The 20,875-nt window shown below is 43.3% G+C and carries 20 protein-coding genes; 8 read left to right on the top strand and 12 right to left on the bottom strand.

What is annotated here, in order from left to right:
• Positions 1-158 precede the first annotated feature (158 nt).
• From HNW13_RS16860 to HNW13_RS16840, 5 genes are all read right to left on the bottom strand, one after another.
• Positions 159-3,359 (bottom strand): CusA/CzcA family heavy metal efflux RND transporter, encoded by a 3,201-nt coding sequence (locus tag HNW13_RS16860; protein WP_192114128.1) that lies wholly within the window; start codon positions 3,357-3,359, stop codon positions 159-161.
• A 16-nt stretch (positions 3,360-3,375) separates the two neighbouring features.
• Positions 3,376-4,662, bottom strand: coding sequence for an efflux RND transporter periplasmic adaptor subunit (locus HNW13_RS16855; RefSeq protein WP_243756323.1), 1,287 nt, complete (start codon positions 4,660-4,662; stop codon positions 3,376-3,378).
• Positions 4,663-4,837: 175 nt separating this feature from the next.
• Positions 4,838-5,272, bottom strand: coding sequence for a hypothetical protein (locus tag HNW13_RS16850; RefSeq protein ID WP_310734199.1), 435 nt, complete (start codon positions 5,270-5,272; stop codon positions 4,838-4,840).
• Positions 5,273-5,292: 20 nt separating this feature from the next.
• On the bottom strand, positions 5,293-5,469 hold the full coding sequence (locus HNW13_RS16845) for a DUF3012 domain-containing protein (RefSeq protein WP_101085081.1): 177 nt from the start codon (positions 5,467-5,469) through the stop codon (positions 5,293-5,295).
• 176 nt (positions 5,470-5,645) lie between these two features.
• Positions 5,646-6,011, bottom strand: a complete 366-nt coding sequence (locus tag HNW13_RS16840; RefSeq protein ID WP_101085080.1) for an STAS/SEC14 domain-containing protein — start codon at positions 6,009-6,011, stop codon at positions 5,646-5,648.
• A gap of 326 nt (positions 6,012-6,337) precedes the next feature.
• Here HNW13_RS16840 and arfB point away from each other — a divergent pair, with 326 nt between their 5' ends.
• The 4 genes from arfB (at position 6,338) to HNW13_RS16820 (ending at position 8,927) form a co-directional block, all read left to right on the top strand.
• Positions 6,338-6,754, top strand: coding sequence for an alternative ribosome rescue aminoacyl-tRNA hydrolase ArfB (gene arfB, locus HNW13_RS16835; RefSeq protein ID WP_192114127.1), 417 nt, complete (start codon positions 6,338-6,340; stop codon positions 6,752-6,754).
• A 209-nt stretch (positions 6,755-6,963) separates the two neighbouring features.
• Positions 6,964-7,410: a type II 3-dehydroquinate dehydratase gene (gene aroQ, locus HNW13_RS16830; protein WP_011639010.1), complete on the top strand. Its 447-nt coding sequence runs from the start codon at positions 6,964-6,966 to the stop codon at positions 7,408-7,410.
• 25 nt (positions 7,411-7,435) lie between these two features.
• Positions 7,436-7,828, top strand: coding sequence for a DUF3859 domain-containing protein (locus tag HNW13_RS16825; protein WP_102036807.1), 393 nt, complete (start codon positions 7,436-7,438; stop codon positions 7,826-7,828).
• A 91-nt stretch (positions 7,829-7,919) separates the two neighbouring features.
• Positions 7,920-8,927, top strand: coding sequence for a class I SAM-dependent methyltransferase (locus tag HNW13_RS16820; protein ID WP_101085077.1), 1,008 nt, complete (start codon positions 7,920-7,922; stop codon positions 8,925-8,927).
• Positions 8,928-9,052: 125 nt separating this feature from the next.
• On the opposite strand, the gene HNW13_RS16815 is transcribed toward HNW13_RS16820, so the two are convergent.
• Positions 9,053-10,819 (bottom strand): alkaline phosphatase D family protein, encoded by a 1,767-nt coding sequence (locus HNW13_RS16815; protein WP_192114126.1) that lies wholly within the window; start codon positions 10,817-10,819, stop codon positions 9,053-9,055.
• 322 nt (positions 10,820-11,141) lie between these two features.
• On the opposite strand from HNW13_RS16815, the gene HNW13_RS16810 reads away from it, so the two are divergent.
• A complete protein-coding gene (locus HNW13_RS16810) occupies positions 11,142-11,564 on the top strand; it encodes an organic hydroperoxide resistance protein (protein WP_182744968.1) in 423 nt (140 codons plus the stop codon).
• 133 nt (positions 11,565-11,697) lie between these two features.
• Here HNW13_RS16810 and HNW13_RS16805 read toward each other — a convergent pair whose 3' ends face one another.
• The 3 genes from HNW13_RS16805 to HNW13_RS16795 form a co-directional block, all read right to left on the bottom strand.
• On the bottom strand, positions 11,698-12,708 hold the full coding sequence (locus HNW13_RS16805; protein ID WP_101085073.1) for an LLM class flavin-dependent oxidoreductase: 1,011 nt from the start codon (positions 12,706-12,708) through the stop codon (positions 11,698-11,700).
• 88 nt (positions 12,709-12,796) lie between these two features.
• Positions 12,797-13,321, bottom strand: coding sequence for a DUF3087 domain-containing protein (locus HNW13_RS16800; RefSeq protein ID WP_192114125.1), 525 nt, complete (start codon positions 13,319-13,321; stop codon positions 12,797-12,799).
• A gap of 208 nt (positions 13,322-13,529) precedes the next feature.
• A complete protein-coding gene (locus HNW13_RS16795; RefSeq protein ID WP_192114124.1) occupies positions 13,530-14,297 on the bottom strand; it encodes an SDR family oxidoreductase in 768 nt (255 codons plus the stop codon).
• A 105-nt stretch (positions 14,298-14,402) separates the two neighbouring features.
• Between HNW13_RS16795 and HNW13_RS16790 the strand changes: the two genes are divergently transcribed.
• Complete coding sequence (locus HNW13_RS16790) at positions 14,403-14,738, top strand: winged helix-turn-helix transcriptional regulator (protein WP_011639018.1); 336 nt, start codon at positions 14,403-14,405, stop codon at positions 14,736-14,738.
• A 45-nt stretch (positions 14,739-14,783) separates the two neighbouring features.
• Here the strand turns inward: HNW13_RS16790 and HNW13_RS16785 are convergent, their stop codons facing one another.
• The gene (locus HNW13_RS16785) at positions 14,784-16,256 is read right to left on the bottom strand and encodes an MBL fold metallo-hydrolase (RefSeq protein ID WP_192114123.1); all 1,473 of its coding nucleotides are present in this window, start codon (positions 16,254-16,256) and stop codon (positions 14,784-14,786) included.
• Positions 16,257-16,625: 369 nt separating this feature from the next.
• Here HNW13_RS16785 and HNW13_RS16780 point away from each other — a divergent pair, with 369 nt between their 5' ends.
• The gene (locus tag HNW13_RS16780) at positions 16,626-17,834 is read left to right on the top strand and encodes a porin (RefSeq protein WP_162023964.1); all 1,209 of its coding nucleotides are present in this window, start codon (positions 16,626-16,628) and stop codon (positions 17,832-17,834) included.
• 184 nt (positions 17,835-18,018) lie between these two features.
• Here the strand turns inward: HNW13_RS16780 and HNW13_RS16775 are convergent, their stop codons facing one another.
• A complete protein-coding gene (locus HNW13_RS16775; RefSeq protein WP_162023965.1) occupies positions 18,019-18,528 on the bottom strand; it encodes a peptidylprolyl isomerase in 510 nt (169 codons plus the stop codon).
• A 229-nt stretch (positions 18,529-18,757) separates the two neighbouring features.
• Complete coding sequence (locus tag HNW13_RS16770; protein WP_192114122.1) at positions 18,758-20,098, bottom strand: amidohydrolase; 1,341 nt, start codon at positions 20,096-20,098, stop codon at positions 18,758-18,760.
• Between the two features lie 158 nt (positions 20,099-20,256).
• On the opposite strand from HNW13_RS16770, the gene HNW13_RS16765 reads away from it, so the two are divergent.
• A complete protein-coding gene (locus HNW13_RS16765) occupies positions 20,257-20,775 on the top strand; it encodes a GNAT family N-acetyltransferase (RefSeq protein ID WP_192114121.1) in 519 nt (172 codons plus the stop codon).
• Positions 20,776-20,875: the final 100 nt, after the last annotated feature.

The following is a 20,875-nucleotide window of genomic DNA, read 5'->3' as shown; positions in this document are numbered from 1 at the left end:
TTAGGCTGAAAATGGATTACAGGTGTAATCCGTTTGTTTAAATTACAACTGTAATCATAAATAAGCAAGGTTTATTTTCGAGCAATTTACGAATAAAAATGAAAAAGCCTAATCAGATAATTAGGCTTAAAATTGAAATGTTATTTAGCTAATTGGCTTTATCTCGATGATAACTTATCTCGATATAACCACTGATAAACCGTCGGCAACACCAGTAAAGTCAAAGCCGTTGAGCTAAACAAGCCGCCAATGATCACCACCGCTAATGGTTGTTGAATTTCACTGCCCACACCAGATGATAACAAGATAGGGATCAGCCCCAATGCAGAGGTGAGTGCCGTCATTAACACCGGACGCAACCGCCCTACCGTGCCTTGATAAACACTGTCGTACAAGCTTTCATCTGCTGATTGTCTGCGCTGGTTAATCGAGTCCACCAGCACCACACCATTCAACACCGCAACACCAAACAAGGTGATAAAGCCGATTGAACTGGGCACCGACAAATAGGTGCCAGTGGCATATAAAGCCACTACGCCGCCGATTAATGCCAATGGCACGTTAGCCATAATCAATGCCACTTGTTTGAGTGACCCAAACGAGAAATACAGCAATAAGCCAATAAGTGCGATAGAAATGGGCACCACCAACATTAGCTTTTGTTGCGCCCGTTGCTGGTTTTCATATTGGCCGCCCACCACAACCGTATAGCCAGCAGGTAACTCCGCTTGCGGCACAATGGCATAAATATCGTTGACTACCGAGCCCATGTCACGCCCCGATACGTTGGCTTGCACCACCACTCGGCGCTGTACATCGTCACGACGAATATTCGGCGGCGCCATTTCAATCACCACATCAGCGAGATCGCCCAAGCGTACAATCGCGCCATTAGCACCACTGAGTAGCAAGTCTTCAATCGCATCTGGCGCATTACGATATTGCGCCGCTAATCGCAGATTAATGTCATAACGGGCGTTACCATCAATCACTTGGCCTGCACTGGCACCACCAATACCTTGAGTGACTAAACTCATGACTTCATCGACGCTTATACCATAGCGAGCAAGGACTTCACGTTTAGGTCGAACCACTAACTGAGCTTCACCGCTGACTTGTTCTAGCGACACATCAACCGCCCCAGGAATGGCAGCGACTAAATCGGTTAACACCTGACCTTTTTCCGACAAGATGCTCAAATCGGGGCCAAATATCTTAATCGCTAACTGCGCTTTAACGCCCGATAACAACTCATCGACTCGAGTCGCTATCGGTTGTGAGAAGGTTAGCAATAGTCCTGGGAACATCGCTAGCCGTTGCTCCATTAAACGCTGTAGCTCAAAGCGATTGCTTGCCGATGTCCATTGCTCTATCGGTTTAAGACCAATATATATTTCAATATTACTCACAGGCTCAGGGTCGCCGCCAAGTTCGGGTGCCCCGATTCGACTTAACGCATATTCCACCTCAGGAAACTCAAGCAGCATGGCTTCAATTTTAGGCGCAACGTTGACCGAAGTGGCCAAACTGGCTGTAGGCGCCAGTGTCACCCGTAAGTTGATGGTGCCCTCTTCTAATTCAGGCACAAATTCAGTGCCTAGCTTTGGCAATAACAGCATACTTGCAGCAAACAAAACAACTGCCGCTAACATCACCGATTTAGGGCTTGATAACACTAGCGTGAGTACTCGTCGATAGACTGCGTCAATGGGGGCCAACACTTTGCTTTGACGCACTACAATACCGCGTTTAAATAGAAATACCGCCAATGCAGGCACTGCAAATAACGCCACAACTAATGCTGCCATCATGGCGAGAATAATGCTCACGGCCATAGGTTGAAATAATTTACCCTCTACACCTTCTAGGGCAAATAACGGCATAAATACTACGATGATAATCGCTGTTGCAAAGAAGATAGGGCTGCACACTTCTTTTGCCGCCAACATGATCCTAATCGCCATGCTTTGGGTTTGTGCATCAGATTCACTGTCAACATCACTATCAACATGAACTTCAGCTGATTGGTTGACGCCAGTTTCGCCGCTAACATGTTTAAAGATGTTTTCGACCATCACCACTGAACCATCAACTAGCATACCAATCGCAACTGCAAGGCCACCTAAAGACATTAAATTGGCTGACATGCCGTAGTAAGACATGATCAGTAGTGCGATCCCGATCGACACTGGGATCGACAGTAATACCAACAATGTCGCCCGTATATTGACCAGAAATAACGCCAAAATAATCACGATAAATCCAAAGGCCATCAATAGCGCTTCAACCACAGTCGTGACCGCTTTATCGACTAAATCCGCTTGGTCGTAAAACACCTCAAATGACACTCCTTTTGGCAAGGATTGCTCAATTAAACTAATACGTGAATTGATGTCATCAATAGTGGCTTTGGTATTGGCGCCCATGCGTTTAAGCACAACGCCTGCAACCACTTCACCTAGCGCTTGTACATCGGACGACGAGCCATTAGCCGCTGCCTGCCTGCGCGACATGGTCACTGCACCGACTCTTATTTCGCTACCAAAAGCCACATTAGCAATGTCGGCCACTCGTATTGGCGTGCCATTGATTTCGGTTAACGGAATGTCGGCAATGGCCTGTAAACCTGCGTCGCCAGCGGGCAACAAACCATAACCACGAACCACTAATTGCTCCTGGCCTTGGTCCATAAACCAACCACCAGCATTACGGTTATTACTTTCCAATGCTTGGCTAACTTGGGTCAGCGACAAGCCATAACTGCGCAGTTTATTAGGATCAACTTGCACTTGGTATTGCAACACCTCGCCGCCAAACGACAGCACCTCAGTCACCCCACTCACCGGCATTAATATCAACTTCACTAAATAGTCATTTAAGCTCCGCAGCTCAGATGCGCTGATATTGGTTTCGGGTTCAGCCCGTAAAATGTATTGATAAATTTGCCCTAAACCAGAGGTATTCGGGCCAATTTCAGGGTTACCGACACCCGCAGGAATCGACTCTTTTGCAGCTTGCAGTTGTTCAAACACTTGCTGACGTGCAAAATAAATATCGGTACCTTCGGCAAACACCACTGTCACTAACGATAAACCAGTACGTGATAATGAACGCACCTCGGTCACCGCCGGTAATGCATACATTGCCGATTCGACAGGATAGCTGATCAGCTTCTCGACCTCTTCTGCCGCCAAACCTTCCGCTTCAGTATTAATGGTCACCTGCACATTAGTGACATCCGGAAACGCATCTAAATTTAGTTTTGGTAACATGAATACCGATGCCACCACAGTGGCCAGTAATCCAAGTAACACCAATAACCGCTTTTCAACGGCAATCTCAATTAATTTATATAACATAATGATGCCTTAGCGCTTAGTGGTTATGAATATCAAAGCCAGATTTGGCTTGCTCAGATGCTAAGAAAAACGCACCAGATACAACAACGCGAGTTTGTGGGGATAAACCACGAATAAAACTCAGTCCGCGTTGACGCTCCACCACAGAAACTTCTACTGCACTAAATCCACCATCTTGTTCTATGAACACCTGCCAGTCACCGTCACCACTGCGTGTTAACGCCGCATCTGGCACAATAAATCCAAGCGGCTCTGCCCCCTGATTTGCTGCGAGGTATAATTCGGCAAACTCGCCTGCATGTAAGTCATGGCCGGGGTTTGCCATACGCACTAATACTTGCTCAGTGCGGGTTTGCGCGTTAATTTCATGCGAACGCCCGATAATGACGCCATCACGAGTACGGCTTCCTACTCGCACCAAAACATCGCTGCCCATGTTGACTTGATCTGCCTGTAATGGCGTCAGTTCTGCTTCTACCCACAAATACGATTCATCGGTCAGTTGCATTAAAGGTGTGCCCGCAGTTAGCACTTGTCCTACTGTGGCAACATCTTGCTGAACGCGGCCATTTATAGGCGCTAACAGCTGAAACTGACCAATTGAACTTGGCGATGTTGCTAGCTCGGCTATCTGTTGTTTGGACATCATTACCGACTGTAAAATGGCACGTTTAAGCTCTGCATTGACCTCAGTTTGCATCCGCTGACTAGCACTAATCGTTCCTTTGCTCATGCGCTTTATGCGATCCCACTCCGTTGCTGCATTAACGTAGTCAGCTTGCGCCGCAGCAATATCTGCCCCGCCGATAGTCAATAATGGTTGGCCTTTTTGCACCTGTTGTCCTGGCACCACATGGCGCTTAAGCACCTGCATATCTAATTGCGGCGCTATGGTGATAGTTTTGTCTTTATCTACAACCAGCTGAGCGGTGGCAACGGCCTGTAAATTAAACGCGGTCGCACTTAACTGTGCCACTTCCACTCCCGCGAGTTGGCGCTGCTCTGCACTTAAGGTTAACAACGACTCTTGATGAACCGCCTCTGTTGATTCACTGCTGGCTTGCACAGCCGAACTAAACAGTGCAAATAATGATAGCAATAGCGCTGCACTGAACAATAATGCTCGCGAAACGCTGGAGTTCATGCGGTAAGATTTTCGAATGCTTGGCGGAGAGATGGGCTGAGTGCATGGCGCAACATTTAACTGAGCACGATTCACAAAATGATTCACTAAATGACTCAACATAGCGTTGGCATTCAACGCTGCCAATAAAGGTAGTACTTGGACTGATTTGATTTTCATGGTTAATCCTAAAAACAATCTAGACCGTCGACAATGAATATCAACGGAAATAGGCTTAGCCACCGTCATTACAAGCGAGATATCACGCCATAATGGAATGCAAAAAAGCATTCATTAGCGCAATGAAAGCGAATATAGAGGTGAAGCTAAACAGTAAAAACGGGCTTTAAAGGGATTAAACGATAGGAGGACGATAAGTAGGGAAAGACTCAGGAGGTAAATAGTTCAGTTTGGTATCGGCAAAAAGGTCATGAAAATGTTCACTAACAACATTATCGTTAAGCTTAGCAAGTGCCACATGACCACCATGACACTGACAATCTAAACACACATCAACTTTCTCAAAATCAGTAATGGTATCAAAATGTTGATGATCATCATTAACCGAATGCAGTGATGAACCATCGAGTGCACAAGCGCAATCGGCACATTCAGCAAGGCTGATCACTTCGGTAGTAAATTGAAGATGTGGATGGTTATTTTGCTCTTCGTTGCTGTTGCCCACATGTAATTGATGCGCACCTAAATTGGCGCCCACAAATTGCAGTAGCACTAAAGCAATCAATAATTTGGCTATGTTAGCCATAAAAGGCAAAACGGTATGACTCAACCACCCACTCCTAAACGATATTATTTAAATACGCAGTGCTTGGCGTAATCGGCTGCTTCATTGGCAGTCCAATCACCACTTTCTTTTTCTTTCATTTGCTTACACCAAGCTTCACTACCCACTTCAGGAGCACATGCCGATAAGCTAAGAGTTAACAATAACGCACTTGATACGGCAAACAACTTTGACAATGACATAAGCTATCCTTTTCTAAAATAATAAAATCAGTACTAGGTCCTGTTGACCTTTGTAGATGAATTTTGCAGTAATTTGTGACAATTAGCTACTGGGAAGAACTTATCATCTGTCGTTGTTCGACATAAATAAGCGATAACCGAGTAAAAAGGTGCCACAAAATTATTTACAGGCCACTCTAGCGCAGAGATCGCTTAGCAATCCAAGTAATGGCTTCTTGTTTACGCTCTAATGGAAACCATGCAACTTCGCCCTGCATAAAAGGTCCCATCAGCCTAACAGAATTACCCACCCAATCTGGGCCGCCCACAAACACTAACGCATCAAACGCGGGTAACTGAACTTCTCCGCTACCGGTTAATGAGCCAAACTCCCAGCCTTCCAACAACACATCAGCTTCAATATAAAGACACACTTGATTCCAATCTTTACGATAACTCTTAATGGCGGGCTGTAAACGGGTACGGTAATCTTGTGCCGATAAACGGCCACTAACAAATAAGCTAATAACACCTTTAGTGATATCGGGGATTTGACATAACATAACGGCAACTCCGGCCCTCTAACTAGGCCATAGAACAGACTTTATACGGTGATGTTATCGTGTAAAGCGACAATGGCGCTCATGATAACAAAACTATTCTGGTTATTTCATTAAATATGTCATAACTCTGAGGCCAGTCAGGCTTTTTAATTCAATCCCCACGCTAAGGTCAATTCACTTATCGCAATCCATGCCACAGCAGACAACCCTGAAAAGTTTCCCAGACTGCGGTAGAATGAAGACACAGCACATAAACATGCCGCTTAAAAAACAGTAAGCAGCGTTATAGGTTTATGACCGTTAATTAAGGGGAACACTACAACCGAATGATACAAATAACTCAGCGCGTCATATTGCAAGATAACGAAATTGAATGGCAGTTTGTCCGTTCAAGTGGTGCGGGTGGCCAGCATATCAATAAAGTATCAACCGCAGCGCAACTCAGCTTTGATATTGCCTCATCTTCTTTACCCGAGTTCTACCAACAAAAGCTGCTTGAAAAAGCCGATCACCGTATTACCAAAAGTGGCAAAGTAATTATAAAATGCCAACAATCACGCAGCCAAGATTTTAACCGCCAAACCGCACTGGAACAATTTATTGAACTAGTAAGAAGCATTGGTGTAGTACAAAAAGCCCGTATACCAACCAAAGCGACAAAAGGCAGCCAAAAGCGACGCATTGAAACAAAAAAACAACGCGGTGCCACTAAAGCGATGCGCCAAAATAAATCTGATTATTAATAAGTAATTACTAATTAGTAAATCATTAGTAAGTCGCTAGCAAATTACTAGCAAAAAAGTGAATCCGCCATCACTCAATGACTAAGGTATTACCCTAGTTGAGCATTTTTTGGTTTACCTGATAACCGTCTTCGGTAAGAATGCTTGTTGAACCCTCTTTTGTGCTGCATATTAAGCCGACTTACCTTGCGATTTTTATAGGAACCATCATGAGCCAAACAGCAAAAGTTTTATTGATCAACGGTCCTAATCTCAATCTATTAGGCCGTCGCGAACCCGGACATTATGGTCACCAAACACTCACCACTATTGTGGATGAATTAACTCGCAATGCGACTCAGGCTGGCGTTACGCTTGAACATATTCAGTCCAATGCAGAGTATCAATTGATTGATGCAATTCATGCTACCGACGCTCAATTTATTATTATCAATCCAGCAGCCTTTACGCACACCAGTGTTGCTTTGCGTGATGCCATACTTGGGGTAGCGATTCCGTTTATTGAAGTACATTTATCTAACGTACATGCCCGCGAACCTTTTAGGCACCATTCGTACTTTTCAGATAAAGCCCTAGGAGTAATTTGTGGCCTAGGCGCACAAGGTTATGATTTTGCTCTGCAAGCGGCGATTAAGCACTTGAGCGATAAACACTAAATATCATTCTATAAAGGGATAGCCCTTGAGTAAGTTAAAAGCGGACGTGAGCATTATTTACAGTGGCATATTCAGTCAATGGGACAATCAAAGCGATGACTTGCCGCGCTTGTTGCAGGCAACGATACATGTACCTGCGATTATCGACACCGAATTTGGCTTTATCACGCGCATCAAAAAGGCTAAAAACCAAGTACTCACTTATTGTATTTACCACCCTAACATTACCGATGACGACGGTAATGTTAGCCCACCGTTTGATGGTGAGATATTTATCAAAGAAAATGATTGGCGCTTTTATCTGGGTGATTGCATCTGGGCACCGATCACTAATAAGGTCGGTAACTGGCGCATGACGCTGGAGTTAAATGGCAAAATTATTGCCGACAAAACCTTTAAGGTGCATCTACCAGATTAATTGCGACGCCTAATAGTCTGTACTGCAACTTCACTAAGTTAGAATGTTTGCTATAATCCGCGCCAATAGCCACACCATTTAATGAGCCCTCATGTCCATTCAAGCTGTTTTAGCCGATGCTTTAGCCAAGCGTGCCACTTTTTTTGAGCAAGCTGCCAAAGATAATACTGATTGTTATCGGGTTTTTCACGGTACCGTTGAAGGTGAAAATGGCCTTAACATCGACCGTTACGGCGATGCATGGCTTATTCAAACATTTCACCAAACCTTATCGGCTCAGCAACTTGAAGACATATCAAGCCTACTGACTGCTCACGCGGACTATCATATCGTCTATAACGATCGCTCTGGCAGCCATTCTCGTGTTGTCAATCATGCCGAAAATGAAGCCCAAGACTTCTCGCAATCAGAGCAAGTTATCCATGAAAATGGCATTGCTTTTACCTCCAAGCTACGCCATGAAGGTCAAGATCCGCTGCTATTTTTAGATATGCGTATTGGGCGTGAATATGTACGCGCTAACAGCCAAGGTAAGAGTGTTCTAAACTTGTTTTCATACACTTGTGGTATTGGTACTGCTGCTGCGATGGGCGGTGCTCGTAAAGTCATGAATGTCGATTTTTCATCATTTGCATTAGCGGCGGGACAAAAAAATGCTGAGCTAAACAATGTCACTGATGTGTGTGAATTTGTGCAAAGTGATGCGTTTCCGGCATTGCGTCAATTAGCGGGGTTGCCTATTGGCGGTCGTCGTAATCAAAAGCTGCCTAAATACCCTAAACTGCGTGTTGCTCAGTTCGACTTAGTGTTTTTAGACCCGCCACGGTTTGCTAAAAGCGCCTTTGGTATTGTCGACTTAGTCAATGATTACCAAGGTTTATTTAAACCAGCAGTATTAACCACCAAAGTCGGCGGTAAAATTGTCTGTTGTAATAATGTCGCTAAAGTTGATCGCCAAGCATGGTACGACAGCCTAGTCCGCTGTGTAGAAAAGCAGGGCCGTAAAGTCACTGCGACTCAGTGGTTAGATTGCCACCCAGACTTCCCCGCATTTGATGACAATCATCCGTTAAAAATTGTCGTGCTAACCATAGATTAGCTATTGATGAACCATAGATTAACTATGGATTAACCATAGGTTTAGCTAAGCGATATGCCGCTTATATAAATCATTCAGCCACCTTCACGGTGGCTGAATTATATCTGCGAATTCACATCAGCTGATTACGACACTGGCGTGACTTTAGGGCTACCAGCGGTACTGGTGGCACTGTAACCACGGGCGTCTAACTGAACAAATGTCTTATCTAAAATCGTATCAACATATTGCCAATCACTGCGGACTTCATTTTCAGTAAATGTCAGTAATAAGTAGCCACGATCTTTTAAATTGGCGTATTTAAGATCGGCGATCAAACCGACTATTGCTGCTTCAGTTGCTGGCATTTCAGCATCAGACAAGCCTAAGTAATACTCAAGACCTGGGGATGATACCGAGCTTGTGGCAAACTCTATCCCGACAATATCGCCACCACTATCGGTTAAATCGCTGGCCCATGCATTATGGGTATCACCGGCAATCACCACCAAGTTATGTTGTAACGACTTTGCCGTCGCTAAAATCACTTCGCGCTCGTAAGCGTAACCATCCCACGCATCTAAGTTGTATGGAATTGCGGGCAGCTGTAGTAATGCAATCACCTCTGGCGTCAGCTTGGCTTGATTCGCTTGTAAGTAAGCTAACTCTTCTGCGGTTAACGTTGGATCGCTAGCTTGAGCACGGCCCGCTAGCTGCGCTAATCCGGCAAGCTCAGCAAACTGCGGAATACTCATTTGCTGAGTCGCAATGGCAGCAGGCATTAACATTTTGCCCATTAACACCTGTTGACCTAATACTTGCCACTTAGCAGTAGACTGCAACAAAGTTTGTTGTAACCACAATAGTTGAGTCTGGCCTAACAGGGTGCGGTTAGTATCGGTTACATCCGCGAGAAATGTGCTGCTGTTAAATGCACCTGTGGTCGCATCAATATATTGGCTATATTCTAATTGTTTATCGCGAGCCAATACCCGAGTATCGAGCATGTGCAAATCAACCAAGTTACCGTAATTAAAGCTTCTGTAAATTTCTTCATGATTACCTTCACTCCATGGACGAATTGGCAGCCATTCAAAGTACGCTTGTAGTGCGGCTTGTTTGCGTTGATCAAAATCACCTTCACCATCATTATGATTTTCAGCACCGTCTTTCCAGGTATCATTGGCCACTTCATGGTCATCCCACACGGTAATAAACGGTACTTTGGCATGTAGCTTTTGTAAGCTCGCATCACTACGATATTGACTGTAACGGGTGCGATAGTCGTCTAATAAAAATAATTCACCAGCTGGCAACACTTCACGCCCAAGCTCGACAGCATGTTCACTGGCGTATTCACCACGAGCATACTCATATAAATAATCGCCTAAGTGCACGACAGCATCCAAATCATTTTGCTGTGCAGCCATTTCATACACATTAAAATAACCAGCAGGGAAATTAGCGCATGACATTACCGCCAACTTAACTGACGCTACGCTACCTTCAGGTAATGTAAGTGTTTGCCCCATTTCCGATACCGTTTCACCCGCTTTAAAACGATAGTAATACTGCTGACCCGCTTCAAGTCCGACAGCGTCAACTTTAACGGTATAGTCACGGTTTTTATTCGTTATCATTTGGCCGTTTGTGATTACTTGACTAAAGTTGCTGTCAGTGGCGACTTCCCATGACACAGTAATGTCACCTTCAACATCAGGCGTAACGCGAGTCCATAAAATCACCGCATCTGCAGCAGGGTCGCCACTGGCAACACCTTGTAAAAATTGACCCGATACGACATCGTCATCATCATCACTGCTACAGCCCATTAATCCATAAGACACCACTACTGCCCCAGCACCTTTAGCTGACATAGCCAAAAAGTCACGACGAGTTACAAACCGTTTCATAGCCTATCCTTATTTTTTATCGTTCGCATATTATGTGGCGATGCTTAGCACTGCCTAAGAGGTCTAATGAGTGGCTATTGTGAGAGCTAATGATGACATAAAGGTGACAGAAGAATGACAAGCTAATCATATTGATACCAAAGTAAGGCTAAGGTTTACAACCATCGGATAGTGATTTTTAGACAGTGATTGTTAAATAATAACACAACAACAAAAATTAAATTGCGCACAATGTAGTTGCAAGTTATTGTCGGCTTAGTTATAGTAAACACAATTAGATTGCGCACAATTTAAATTAACTAACTTTTACACGAGGTTTACTATGAAAGCACTATATACCACTTCAGCAACAGCATTAGCAGGCCGTAATGGCCAAGTTTCTACCGACGATAAAAAAGTAGATTTACAATTAAGTTACCCAAAAGAAATGGGTGGCAGTGGTGAGTTTACTAATCCAGAACAGTTATTTGCTGCCGGTTATGCCGCATGTTTTTCTAACGCGATTCTGCATGTAGCCAGCCAAAGTAAAGTCGCTATCAAGGCAGCTCCAACTACAGCAACTGTCGGTATAGGTGCCAATGACAATGGTGGTTTTGCATTAACAGTAGCGCTAGCAGTTGAACTTGATTTAGACCAAGCAGAAGCTGAACAGTTAGTGAAAACAGCGCACCAAGTTTGCCCATATTCAAACGCAGTACGTGGCAACATCGATGTAAAATTAACCGTAAACGGTCAAGCGATTTAAGCTTTTTGTAAACCAGTTTTACTGACTTACAAACAAAAAACCAAGACATCCGTCTTGGTTTTTTTGTGCTTGTGGCAGCCTATTAGCACTGACTTAGTCAACTTACTTAGTCAACTCGATGACTTTAGCGGCGCTATTGTTTCACGCTCATTAAAATATCCAGGGCGCGTAAACGATGTTCACTGTCATATAAATCATTGGTAAACATAAGCTCATCAACGCCTAGCTGTTGGACAATCACTTCAAGTCGATGTTTAATCGTTGCTGGTCCGCCACACACCGACAAACTTAAAAAGTTATCGACGTAGCTTTTCTCTTGCTCGCTCCACAACCCATCCATACTATCGACAGGCGGTTTAAGCCACATTTCATTGCCACGAATTAACGCCAAAATACGTTGTTTCGAGCTAGTACTAAGGTGCTCTGCTTCAGCATCTGTTGGGGCGGCGACCAAAGGTAATCCCAACATAACATAAGGTTTGCTCAATACCGCCGAAGGGATAAATTCACGTCGATAAAGTGCTACTGCATCATGTAAAAAACGCGGCGCAAAGTGGCCTGCAAATACATATGGCAATCCACGTTTTGCAGCCAACTGAGCGCTAAACAAACTTGAGCCTAATAACCAAATGGGCACATTAGTGTCTTCGCCAGGAATCGCTCTCACTTGGGCGGAGGCAGCTTGCTGACGCTGCGCTCGCGGACCTAATAATGATTGCAGTTCGCTCACTTCTTCTGGGAAATGTTCAGCTCGGCTATCATCACGATTCAATGCGCGACTCGTCACTTGGTCGCTACCGGGTGCGCGACCTAAGCCTAAATCGATACGGTTGGGATACAGGCTGGCCAAGGTGCCAAACTGCTCGGCAACCACTAAGGGGGCATGATTAGGTAACATGATCCCGCCAGCGCCAACACGAATACGTTGAGTTCCACCTGCAATATAGCCAATTAATATCGAGGTTGCCGAACATATAATGCCTGGCATATTGTGATGTTCAGCCAACCAAAAACGATTAATACCAACATTTTCGGCATGTTGGGCATAACGCAGGCTACCTTGTAACGTTTCAGTGACGTTGGCATCTTCGCGCATCGGAGCGAGTTCGAGTAATGAAAAAGGAATATCTGCCAATATTGACATCATGGCTCCTTATTTAAGGTAAGAATTGATGGCATCCGCTGAAAACCACGCTATAACGCTAGCAAAAAAGTTATCAACAGATGATGGTCTAAAAGGCTTGTAGCATGTCGGGAGTAAACTCATCAGCATCAACAGAAATACCAGCCGCATCAATGCATTTCTGTAGTTTATCTAACTCATTATTGACGTTTGAAATAGTTAAGGTGTTGTTATCTAACTCATACACTAGCGCTAAGCTTTGATAATAAAAACGGAGGATGACTAATGCATCACGGTTATTGTCTTTGGCGGCTAGTTGAATCGATTTAAGCTTGCGGTAAATTTTGTTCTGCAACTGTTTCAGTTGCCACACATAATACACTTCATAAAATTTCGGTTTTGAACGCAGGTTACGTATTAAAAATACGCACACCATTAACGCCAAAATCACCCCAGTAAAATTAAGATGAAAATTGCCAGTAGCCTCTGCACCGGGTAATGGCTTAACGCCAAAAAAATAGATCATCAACTGACCCAATATTACTGAAAAAATAGCCAGCGTTGCCACTAAACCTATCTGCACTTGATTATTAACCGAACGATACTGGCTTTTATTAATGTTAACTAACTTCATCACGCCGCTCACATCACTTATTTATCTATAGCTTAACGTGTTAGAGCGATTTATAGAATGAAATATTAACGCTTATTAAGTGTGATTTAATCTAATGTTATCGGATGTAATGTTATTGGATGTAAGTTAGCGAGTAATAAGGAGCGACCAAGATCGCCCCCCAAACATTCATATTTCAAATAGGCAATGCTCTATTGTAAGCGGAGTATTAGTTACGGCCAGCCATCACGCCACCATCTACATCCCATACCGCGCCAGTCACCCAAGCGGCTTTATCTGATAACAAAAATACTATGCTATTTGCTACATCGGTCGGACTACCTACTCGGCCAATGGGATGGAATGGATTGAAACTGTCGAGCACACTAGCCATATCTTGCGGTTCGATAAAAGCTTGATAAATTGGCGTGCTAACAACAGCTGGCGATACCGCATTAACACGAATGTGATGCCCCGCCAGCTCCATTGCCATGTGCTGAGTTAACGCATGTAATCCTGCTTTGGCCATAGAATATGCGCTTGACGGTGTGGCTTTAATGGCTTGTTTAGCCCACATAGAACCAATGTTCACTATGCTACCGCCATGATGTTTAATCATGTTTTTGGCTACCGCTTGTGAAATCACAAAAATGGCTTTGTTAAGCTCCATGTAAATATCGTAATCACTCATTTGATGATCTAAAAACGGCTTAGGATTAAAATAGCCTGCAGCATTCACTAAATGATCGATTTTATGATCCATGGAATTGATCATATTGATCAAACGGCTGAGATCTTGCGGGTCATATAAATTGGCTTGAAACCCACTGACATTCCCCAGCGAAGACAGTTGCGCCACTGCAGCATTGAGTTTATCGGTTTTATTGCCAACGATAATGGTATCAACACCTTGCGACACGAGTTGCTTGGCGGTTTCAAAACCGATACCGCTTGTGCCGCCAATAATCAGCGCTGTTGTTTGAGTTGAATTCGTCATTTGAGCACACCTAATAAAAGAGTAAGTGTGTTAAGCTTATTGGCAAACTATCCAATTGAATAGTAAGTACAATTAAGTCCTATAGGTACTTTTAGGTACATATTAATGAATACAAAAGAAAAATTATTTTTGCGAAAGTCTGCCCCAGAAAAAAGTGCCCGTATGGTCGAAACCATTTACGGCTGTAAATGGTCATTAACTGTGTATCAGTTATTAGCCAATAACATTAATCGTCCCGGTGAAATGGTAAAATCAGTTGAAGGACTCAGCACCAAAGTACTGAATCAATGTTTGAAAAAAAACATCGAATTTGGCATTTTGAATAAAATTAATTACCCTGAAATTCCACCGAGAGTAGAATACCAAGTGACCGAATTTGGGCAAAAGTTTATGCGCATATTAGACGATATTGAAAAGCTGCAACACGAAATTGATGCTTAGCCCGCAGGCTAAGCAATCGTTCACCTAATAACCCCTTCACTCAAATTAAATTGCTGATGGATCATTATATTCACTCGCCTTATTCAGCCACACAAACTCTGGCAAAGCATTTAAGTCTAAACAATCTCCTCGCTCAGCAATGGCGCTATTTTTCGGTTTTTTAACACTGTCTTGATTAAGCGCTTCAATCAATACTTGCTGTGCTTTTAGTTCACCATGTACCAATATTACCGCGGGTGATTGCTCAAAATGGCGATACCAAGACAATAACTCGGCTTGGTCAGCATGGGCTGATAACCCACCTACAGTATGAATACTGGCAGCAGCCTTAATACTTTGGCCATGAATCGTCAGCTCTTCAGCACCGTCGACTAATATCCGCCCTGGCGTTCCCATTGCCTGAAAACCACAAATAATAATATCGGCTTCTTTACGCCATAGGTTATGCACAAAATGATTGCGAATTCGGCCGCCATTACACATACCACTGCCGGCAATAATGATTAATCCTTTATGAATATCGTTCAACTCTATCGACTCTTCAGTGCTACACACAAATTCAGCACTGGATAACAACGGATGTTGCCCAGGCGATAAGCGGGTAAAACGCTTAAAGTCATCGTCCATCAACGGATAATTGTTAACATATACCTCGGTTGCTTTTATCGCCATTGGACTGTCTAAACAAATACGCCAACGTGATAAGTCCCACTCTTTGGCATATAAATGAAATAGATAAAGAAGCTCTTGAGCACGTCCCACTGAAAATGCCGGGATCAAAATATTGCCCCTACTTTCATGAATAGTTCGTTTGAAAATTGATTTCAGTTCAACCAAGGTATCTTGCCAACTGCGGTGTAATCTATCGCCGTAAGTACTTTCCATTAGCACTAAATCTGCTTGTTCAATAAACGTTGGGTCATCCAAAACCGGCATACCTGCACGACCTAAATCACCACTAAAAACCAGCTTTTTCTGTTGAGGTTTATTGCCTAACCACAACTCCACCACCGCAGAACCCAGAATATGTCCCGCATCGGACAAGCAAACCTCTACCCCATCGGCAACCTGCACTCGCTGGCCATAATCTACCATCACAAACTGCGCCATTACTTGATCGACATCTTTCTCGGTAAATAGCGGTTCAAGCAGTTCTAAATCATGTTTTGCACGTTTTTTATTTTGCCTGTCGGTATCTCTTTCTTGCAGCATGGCTGCATCACGCAACATGACATCACATAACTGTGCGGTGGCTTTTTGAGTATAAATGGGTCCAGTAAACCCCTGATTAATCAAATAAGGCAAACGGCCGGAATGATCAATATGGGCATGGCTTAATACCACTGCATGGATTTGTGTGGCGTCGAATGGAAAAGGATCGTGATTACGTAACGCGTCAGCTTTACTCCCTTGAATTAATCCACAATCAAGCAACACTTGCTGCCCTTTGACTGTGAGTAAATGGCAAGATCCAGTGACCTCTTGAGTTGCGCCGTGAAACTGTAAAGTCATGTCCATAATGTCGCCCCCGATAAAATCGATAACAGTGCTAAATTAAGCGTATGCCATTGGGAAAATAAAGTCGCGATCTACATCAAATAAACGCTCAAAAAACACGCTATTTTAAAGGCAAATAAAAAACCACATTAAGTGCGTAAGTAACCACCAAGTAACATTTACTTACAATTATTAACTGCGGTACAACTCAGTATTAACACTCGATTTTACTAAGTCATTGAACAACGAATTTTATGAGATATATCGCCTTTTTTGAGCACATTTCACTTTGTGAGTCACTCATAGGTTTGATATTCTCCGTCGCCTCAATGGAAAGATATATTAACGGACTAAGCTGTGCTTACTCAAACAACAAGACAAGAGATTAAAATGAACAGAACATTAATTGCAGCATTAATTTCAACAATTCTTATTGCACCTGCAGCGTCTGCAATCGAAGTTTATAAAGATGATGTTAATGCGGTTAAAATTGGCGGCTTTATCGATGCGCGCGTGATCAATACTCAAGGTGAAACAGAAGTTGTTAACGGTGCTTCACGGATTAATTTTGGTTTTAGTCGTCAACTACAAAATGACTGGAAAGCTTACGCCTTGCTTGAATGGGGTGTAAATCCAGTAGGTAGCACAGATATTGTTTACAATAATCGCTTTGAATCAATTCAAGACGAGTTTTTCTATAATCGTCTTGGTTATGCCGGTTTATCACATGACAAATACGGTAGCATCACAATTGGCAAGCAATGGGGTGCTTGGTATGACGTGGTGTACAGCACAAACTATGGCTTTGTATGGGACGGAAACACTGCGGGTGTTTACACTTACAACAAAGATGACGGCGCGGTAAATGGTGTCGGTCGTGGTGACAAAACAGTTCAATATCGTAACAGCTTTGGCGACATAAGTTTTGCCGTGCAAGCCCAACTTAAAAACAGTGCTTTTTATACTTGTGATGTAGAAAATATCACTCAAGATGCCTGTGAAGAGTTATGGGCAGCAAGTTCAACGTCGGCACAGCAAGTTGAGTATAACTATACCTATGGTGGTGCTGTCACTTACCAAGCCACTGATAAGCTAGTGCTAACTGCCGGTGTTAACCGTGGTGAGTTTGATGTGACCTTTGGTAACGGTGGAACATCCACTGCTGTTGATCTTATTTACGGCATGGGTATCACTTGGGGCAACTTTGAGCAGAATGGTTTTTATGCTGCTGCCAACGTAAACAAAAACGAAAATCATGACACCGACAATATCGGTCGTTTAATTAACGACGCTGTGGGTATTGAATCATTGTTCTCGTACAAGTTCGATAACAACATTCGTACTTTTATTTCGTACAACATTCTTGATGCTGGATCTAACTACGTGATCCAACCTAACTACAATGCCGATCAAGATGACGTTTTTAAACGTCAGTTTTTCGTAGTAGGTTTACATTATGTATTTGACCCAGATACTGTTTTATATGTTGAAGCTCGCCGTGATTACAGCGATTTCACCAGCGCAGACAAAGCACAACAAGCCAGAATGGAACTGTCTGAAGATGACGGCATTGCCATTGGTATTCGTTTCACACTTTAATGTGACTACTGTGGTTTAGCACAGATCAAAAAAGGTTCGACAGTGATGTCGAACCTTTTTTATTGCGTTGTTTTAGCTAGTGCTTAATAGTAAATGCTTAATAGTAAATGTTTAATAGTAAATGTTTAATAGTAAGTGCTTAATAAATAATGTTTAATAGCGAGTAAGTAATAGCACTGCACATTTAAGCAACAGGTTTCTCGTCAACAATGGTCACTTTCTCAACAATAATCGGCTCACGCGGTACATCTTCATGGCCTGCCATCGTCGTTGTTTTAACTCGCTCCATTTGCTGAATAACATCCATACCGGCGGTCACTTTGGCAAACACCGCATAACCCCAACCCGCATTGGTCATTGCTGCGTGGTCTAGAAAATCATTGTCGGCAACATTAATAAAAAATTGCCCAGTAGCTGAATGCGGCGAATCTGTTCGAGCCATCGCCAAAGTACCCAACACGTTGTTCAAACCTTTATTGGCTTCATTGGCAATAGGGTCACGAGTAGGTTTTTCTTTCATTTTGGCGGTTAAGCCACCGCCCTGCACCATAAAACCTTTAATAACCCGATGAAAAATAGTGCCGTCATAAAAACCGTCTTGGCAGTATTTTAAAAAGTTTTTTGAAGAAACCGGCGCACGTTCCATTTCAAGCTCTACGGTAAAATCGCCAAGGTTGGTGCTAAAGATAATCATATACAGCCATGTTCCAAAAATGAGAATAGCCGCCATTATATTATATAGAACCGTAGGCGGCTATCGCGCTTATTGTTGAATGAAATTCTATCCTTTAAACACTTTCCACTTATTGGGCTGGCTGATTAAATAAATCCATCGCGGATTTTGTCATCGCCCTAACCCCAGTGCGAATAGTTAACGGCATAGATAACCGGGTGCAAACTGACTTGAATGTAAACGTTCAAGTTTATTGCGCTGGTTGATTAAATAAATCCATCGCAGATTTTGTCATAGCCCTAACCCCAGTGCGGATAGTTAACGAATAATCTGGCGCAAACTGACTAGAATGCAAAGACGGCAAGGTATCGCCAGACTCAACACTCGCTTGATACTGGCTAGGTTCTACCCCGCCCAGCCAAAATAAAGTAATCGGACGTTTCTCTGCAGTGAGCCCATATAAACCAAAATCTTCGCCAGCCATTACCGGTGGTGCCACCAGCACATTATCGCTGCCTAATTCGGCTTCAATACTGGCTTTAACCTTAGCGGCTAACGTGGGATCGTTATAGGTTGACGGAATGGTTTCATCATCATGTACATACACCACAGGCATAAGGTCATCTGGCAAGCCAGCACTAATCGCGATACCGGTAGTAATACGTTTAATTGCCGCGATTTGCTGCTCACGAACCTTAGGATTATACGAGCGTAAGGTCAGCTGAAGCTTCACTTCATCTGAAATAATATTGTGTTTTGAGCCACCATGAATAGCGCCAACAGTAACCACATTAGGCTCTAACGGCGAGACTTCTCGGCTAACAATGGTTTGCAGTGCAAGTACTGTGCGTGCAGCAAGTACCACAGGATCAATAGTGACGTGCGGATAAGCACCATGGCCACCTTTGCCCTTAATGGTAATATCAACCGAATCAACATTCGCCAAGGCATAACCACTTACGGTGCCGACTTTGCCTGCAGGAATTGACGCACTCACATGCAAACCAATAATGCTGTCTGGTGTTGGGAACTGGCTAAACAACCCCTGTTTGAGCATGGCTTTGGCGCCGCCACCGACTTCTTCTGCGGGTTGAGCCACAATCATCAAAGTACCTTGCCAGTCGGCTTTGTGAAGCATCAGTTGCTGTGCAGTACCAATTAAACTGGTCATGTGAATATCGTGGCCACAACCATGCATAATCCCAACAGTACTGTTGTCCGCATTAAGGGTTGTCACGGTCGATGCGTACTCTTTTCCCGTTTGTTCAATAATTGGCAAGCCATCAATATCAGCACGGATCATCACCACGGGGCCTTTACCGTTTTTGACAATACCGACCACACCATAACCGCCAAAATTAGCAGTAACCTCAAAGCCTAATTGCTTTAGTTCTTGCGCCATACGTTGGCTAGTGGCTTTTTCTTGATATGACAATTCAGGGTGTTGATGAAGATGTAGATATAGTTGTTCAAGCTTTGGTAACGCTTTACTCACAGAGAGATCAAGATCGCTCGCACTAGCAGTAACAGACAACGACGAAGCTGAAAACACTAACGCCAATAAGGGGTACGCAACACGTAAGCAGGTCATATTATTATTCTTAATTGTCGGGATTTGAGTATGTTAACCTACCATAAGCTTAAGCCACTTTGTAATGGGTTTTAGGTAACCGCAAGTTAAGGGATAAGGTTAATTGTGGCATAGTGATTAAGTCATTGTGGTCAGAGAAATAATAATAAAGGAAATCAATGACAGTCATTACTGAAACACCAAGGTTAATTATAAGAGAATTTACCCTTGAAGATGCACCTGCAGTATTGCATTTTAATGCTCCAGAACAAGTCAGCTTCTATACCGGTGACGCAGGAATGTGCACAAGACTAACCGACGCAGAAAACATCATTACCAATATTTGGTTAGCTGAATATCAGCAATACGGTTTTGGCCGTTGGGCTGTGGTACTGAAAGAGACCAATACTGTGATTGGGTTTTGCGGTTTTAAAAATGAAACTCGTATTAATGCCGTCGATATTGGCTATCGCTTACACCCGGATTACTGGGGCATTGGTTTAGCGACAGAAGCCAACCTAGCCTGTATCGAGTATGCCAAACAACACATGGATTTAGACATCGTCTATGCCGATGTTGTCGATGCCAATAGCGGCTCGATCAACGTGGCCACAAAGTTAGGCATGACATTTCATTATCAATTCCAACGAGATGAATTTACTTTTAATCGTTATGTCATGTTATTGAACGGCAACTAACGAGCACTTATCTAAGTACTAACGCTAAGCTCTAAATCTAAGCACTAAATCTATCTCAACATCTAAATCTATCTCAACATCTAAATCTAAAAAAACAGCA

Source organism: Shewanella sp. BF02_Schw (assembly GCF_014596695.2).
GTDB lineage: Bacteria > Pseudomonadota > Gammaproteobacteria > Enterobacterales > Shewanellaceae > Shewanella.
The sequence above is the reverse complement of the archived record's forward strand: the minus strand, read 5'-3'. Positions and strand labels throughout refer to the sequence as shown.

What these genes read in the sequence shown, in the direction of transcription:
- HNW13_RS16840 (WP_101085080.1), bottom strand. Translation starts at nt 6,011, where the DNA reads ATGTTATGTCAAATCCCCGATATCACTAAAGGTGTTATTAGCTTATTT.
- HNW13_RS16795 (WP_192114124.1), bottom strand. Translation starts at nt 14,297, where the DNA reads ATGACGAATTCAACTCAAACAACAGCGCTGATTATTGGCGGCACAAGC.
- HNW13_RS16805 (WP_101085073.1), bottom strand. Translation starts at nt 12,708, where the DNA reads ATGTCAATATTGGCAGATATTCCTTTTTCATTACTCGAACTCGCTCCG.
- HNW13_RS16815 (WP_192114126.1), bottom strand. Translation starts at nt 10,819, where the DNA reads ATGAAACGGTTTGTAACTCGTCGTGACTTTTTGGCTATGTCAGCTAAA.
- HNW13_RS16845 (WP_101085081.1), bottom strand. Translation starts at nt 5,469, where the DNA reads ATGTCATTGTCAAAGTTGTTTGCCGTATCAAGTGCGTTATTGTTAACT.
- HNW13_RS16820 (WP_101085077.1), top strand. Translation starts at nt 7,920, where the DNA reads ATGTCCATTCAAGCTGTTTTAGCCGATGCTTTAGCCAAGCGTGCCACT.
- HNW13_RS16790 (WP_011639018.1), top strand. Translation starts at nt 14,403, where the DNA reads ATGAATACAAAAGAAAAATTATTTTTGCGAAAGTCTGCCCCAGAAAAA.
- HNW13_RS16855 (WP_243756323.1), bottom strand. Translation starts at nt 4,662, where the DNA reads ATGAAAATCAAATCAGTCCAAGTACTACCTTTATTGGCAGCGTTGAAT.
- HNW13_RS16765 (WP_192114121.1), top strand. Translation starts at nt 20,257, where the DNA reads ATGACAGTCATTACTGAAACACCAAGGTTAATTATAAGAGAATTTACC.
- HNW13_RS16860 (WP_192114128.1), bottom strand. Translation starts at nt 3,359, where the DNA reads ATGTTATATAAATTAATTGAGATTGCCGTTGAAAAGCGGTTATTGGTG.
- HNW13_RS16775 (WP_162023965.1), bottom strand. Translation starts at nt 18,528, where the DNA reads ATGATTATCTTTAGCACCAACCTTGGCGATTTTACCGTAGAGCTTGAA.
- HNW13_RS16770 (WP_192114122.1), bottom strand. Translation starts at nt 20,098, where the DNA reads ATGACCTGCTTACGTGTTGCGTACCCCTTATTGGCGTTAGTGTTTTCA.
- HNW13_RS16785 (WP_192114123.1), bottom strand. Translation starts at nt 16,256, where the DNA reads ATGGACATGACTTTACAGTTTCACGGCGCAACTCAAGAGGTCACTGGA.
- HNW13_RS16800 (WP_192114125.1), bottom strand. Translation starts at nt 13,321, where the DNA reads ATGAAGTTAGTTAACATTAATAAAAGCCAGTATCGTTCGGTTAATAAT.
- aroQ (WP_011639010.1), top strand. Translation starts at nt 6,964, where the DNA reads ATGAGCCAAACAGCAAAAGTTTTATTGATCAACGGTCCTAATCTCAAT.
- HNW13_RS16810 (WP_182744968.1), top strand. Translation starts at nt 11,142, where the DNA reads ATGAAAGCACTATATACCACTTCAGCAACAGCATTAGCAGGCCGTAAT.
- HNW13_RS16780 (WP_162023964.1), top strand. Translation starts at nt 16,626, where the DNA reads ATGAACAGAACATTAATTGCAGCATTAATTTCAACAATTCTTATTGCA.
- arfB (WP_192114127.1), top strand. Translation starts at nt 6,338, where the DNA reads ATGATACAAATAACTCAGCGCGTCATATTGCAAGATAACGAAATTGAA.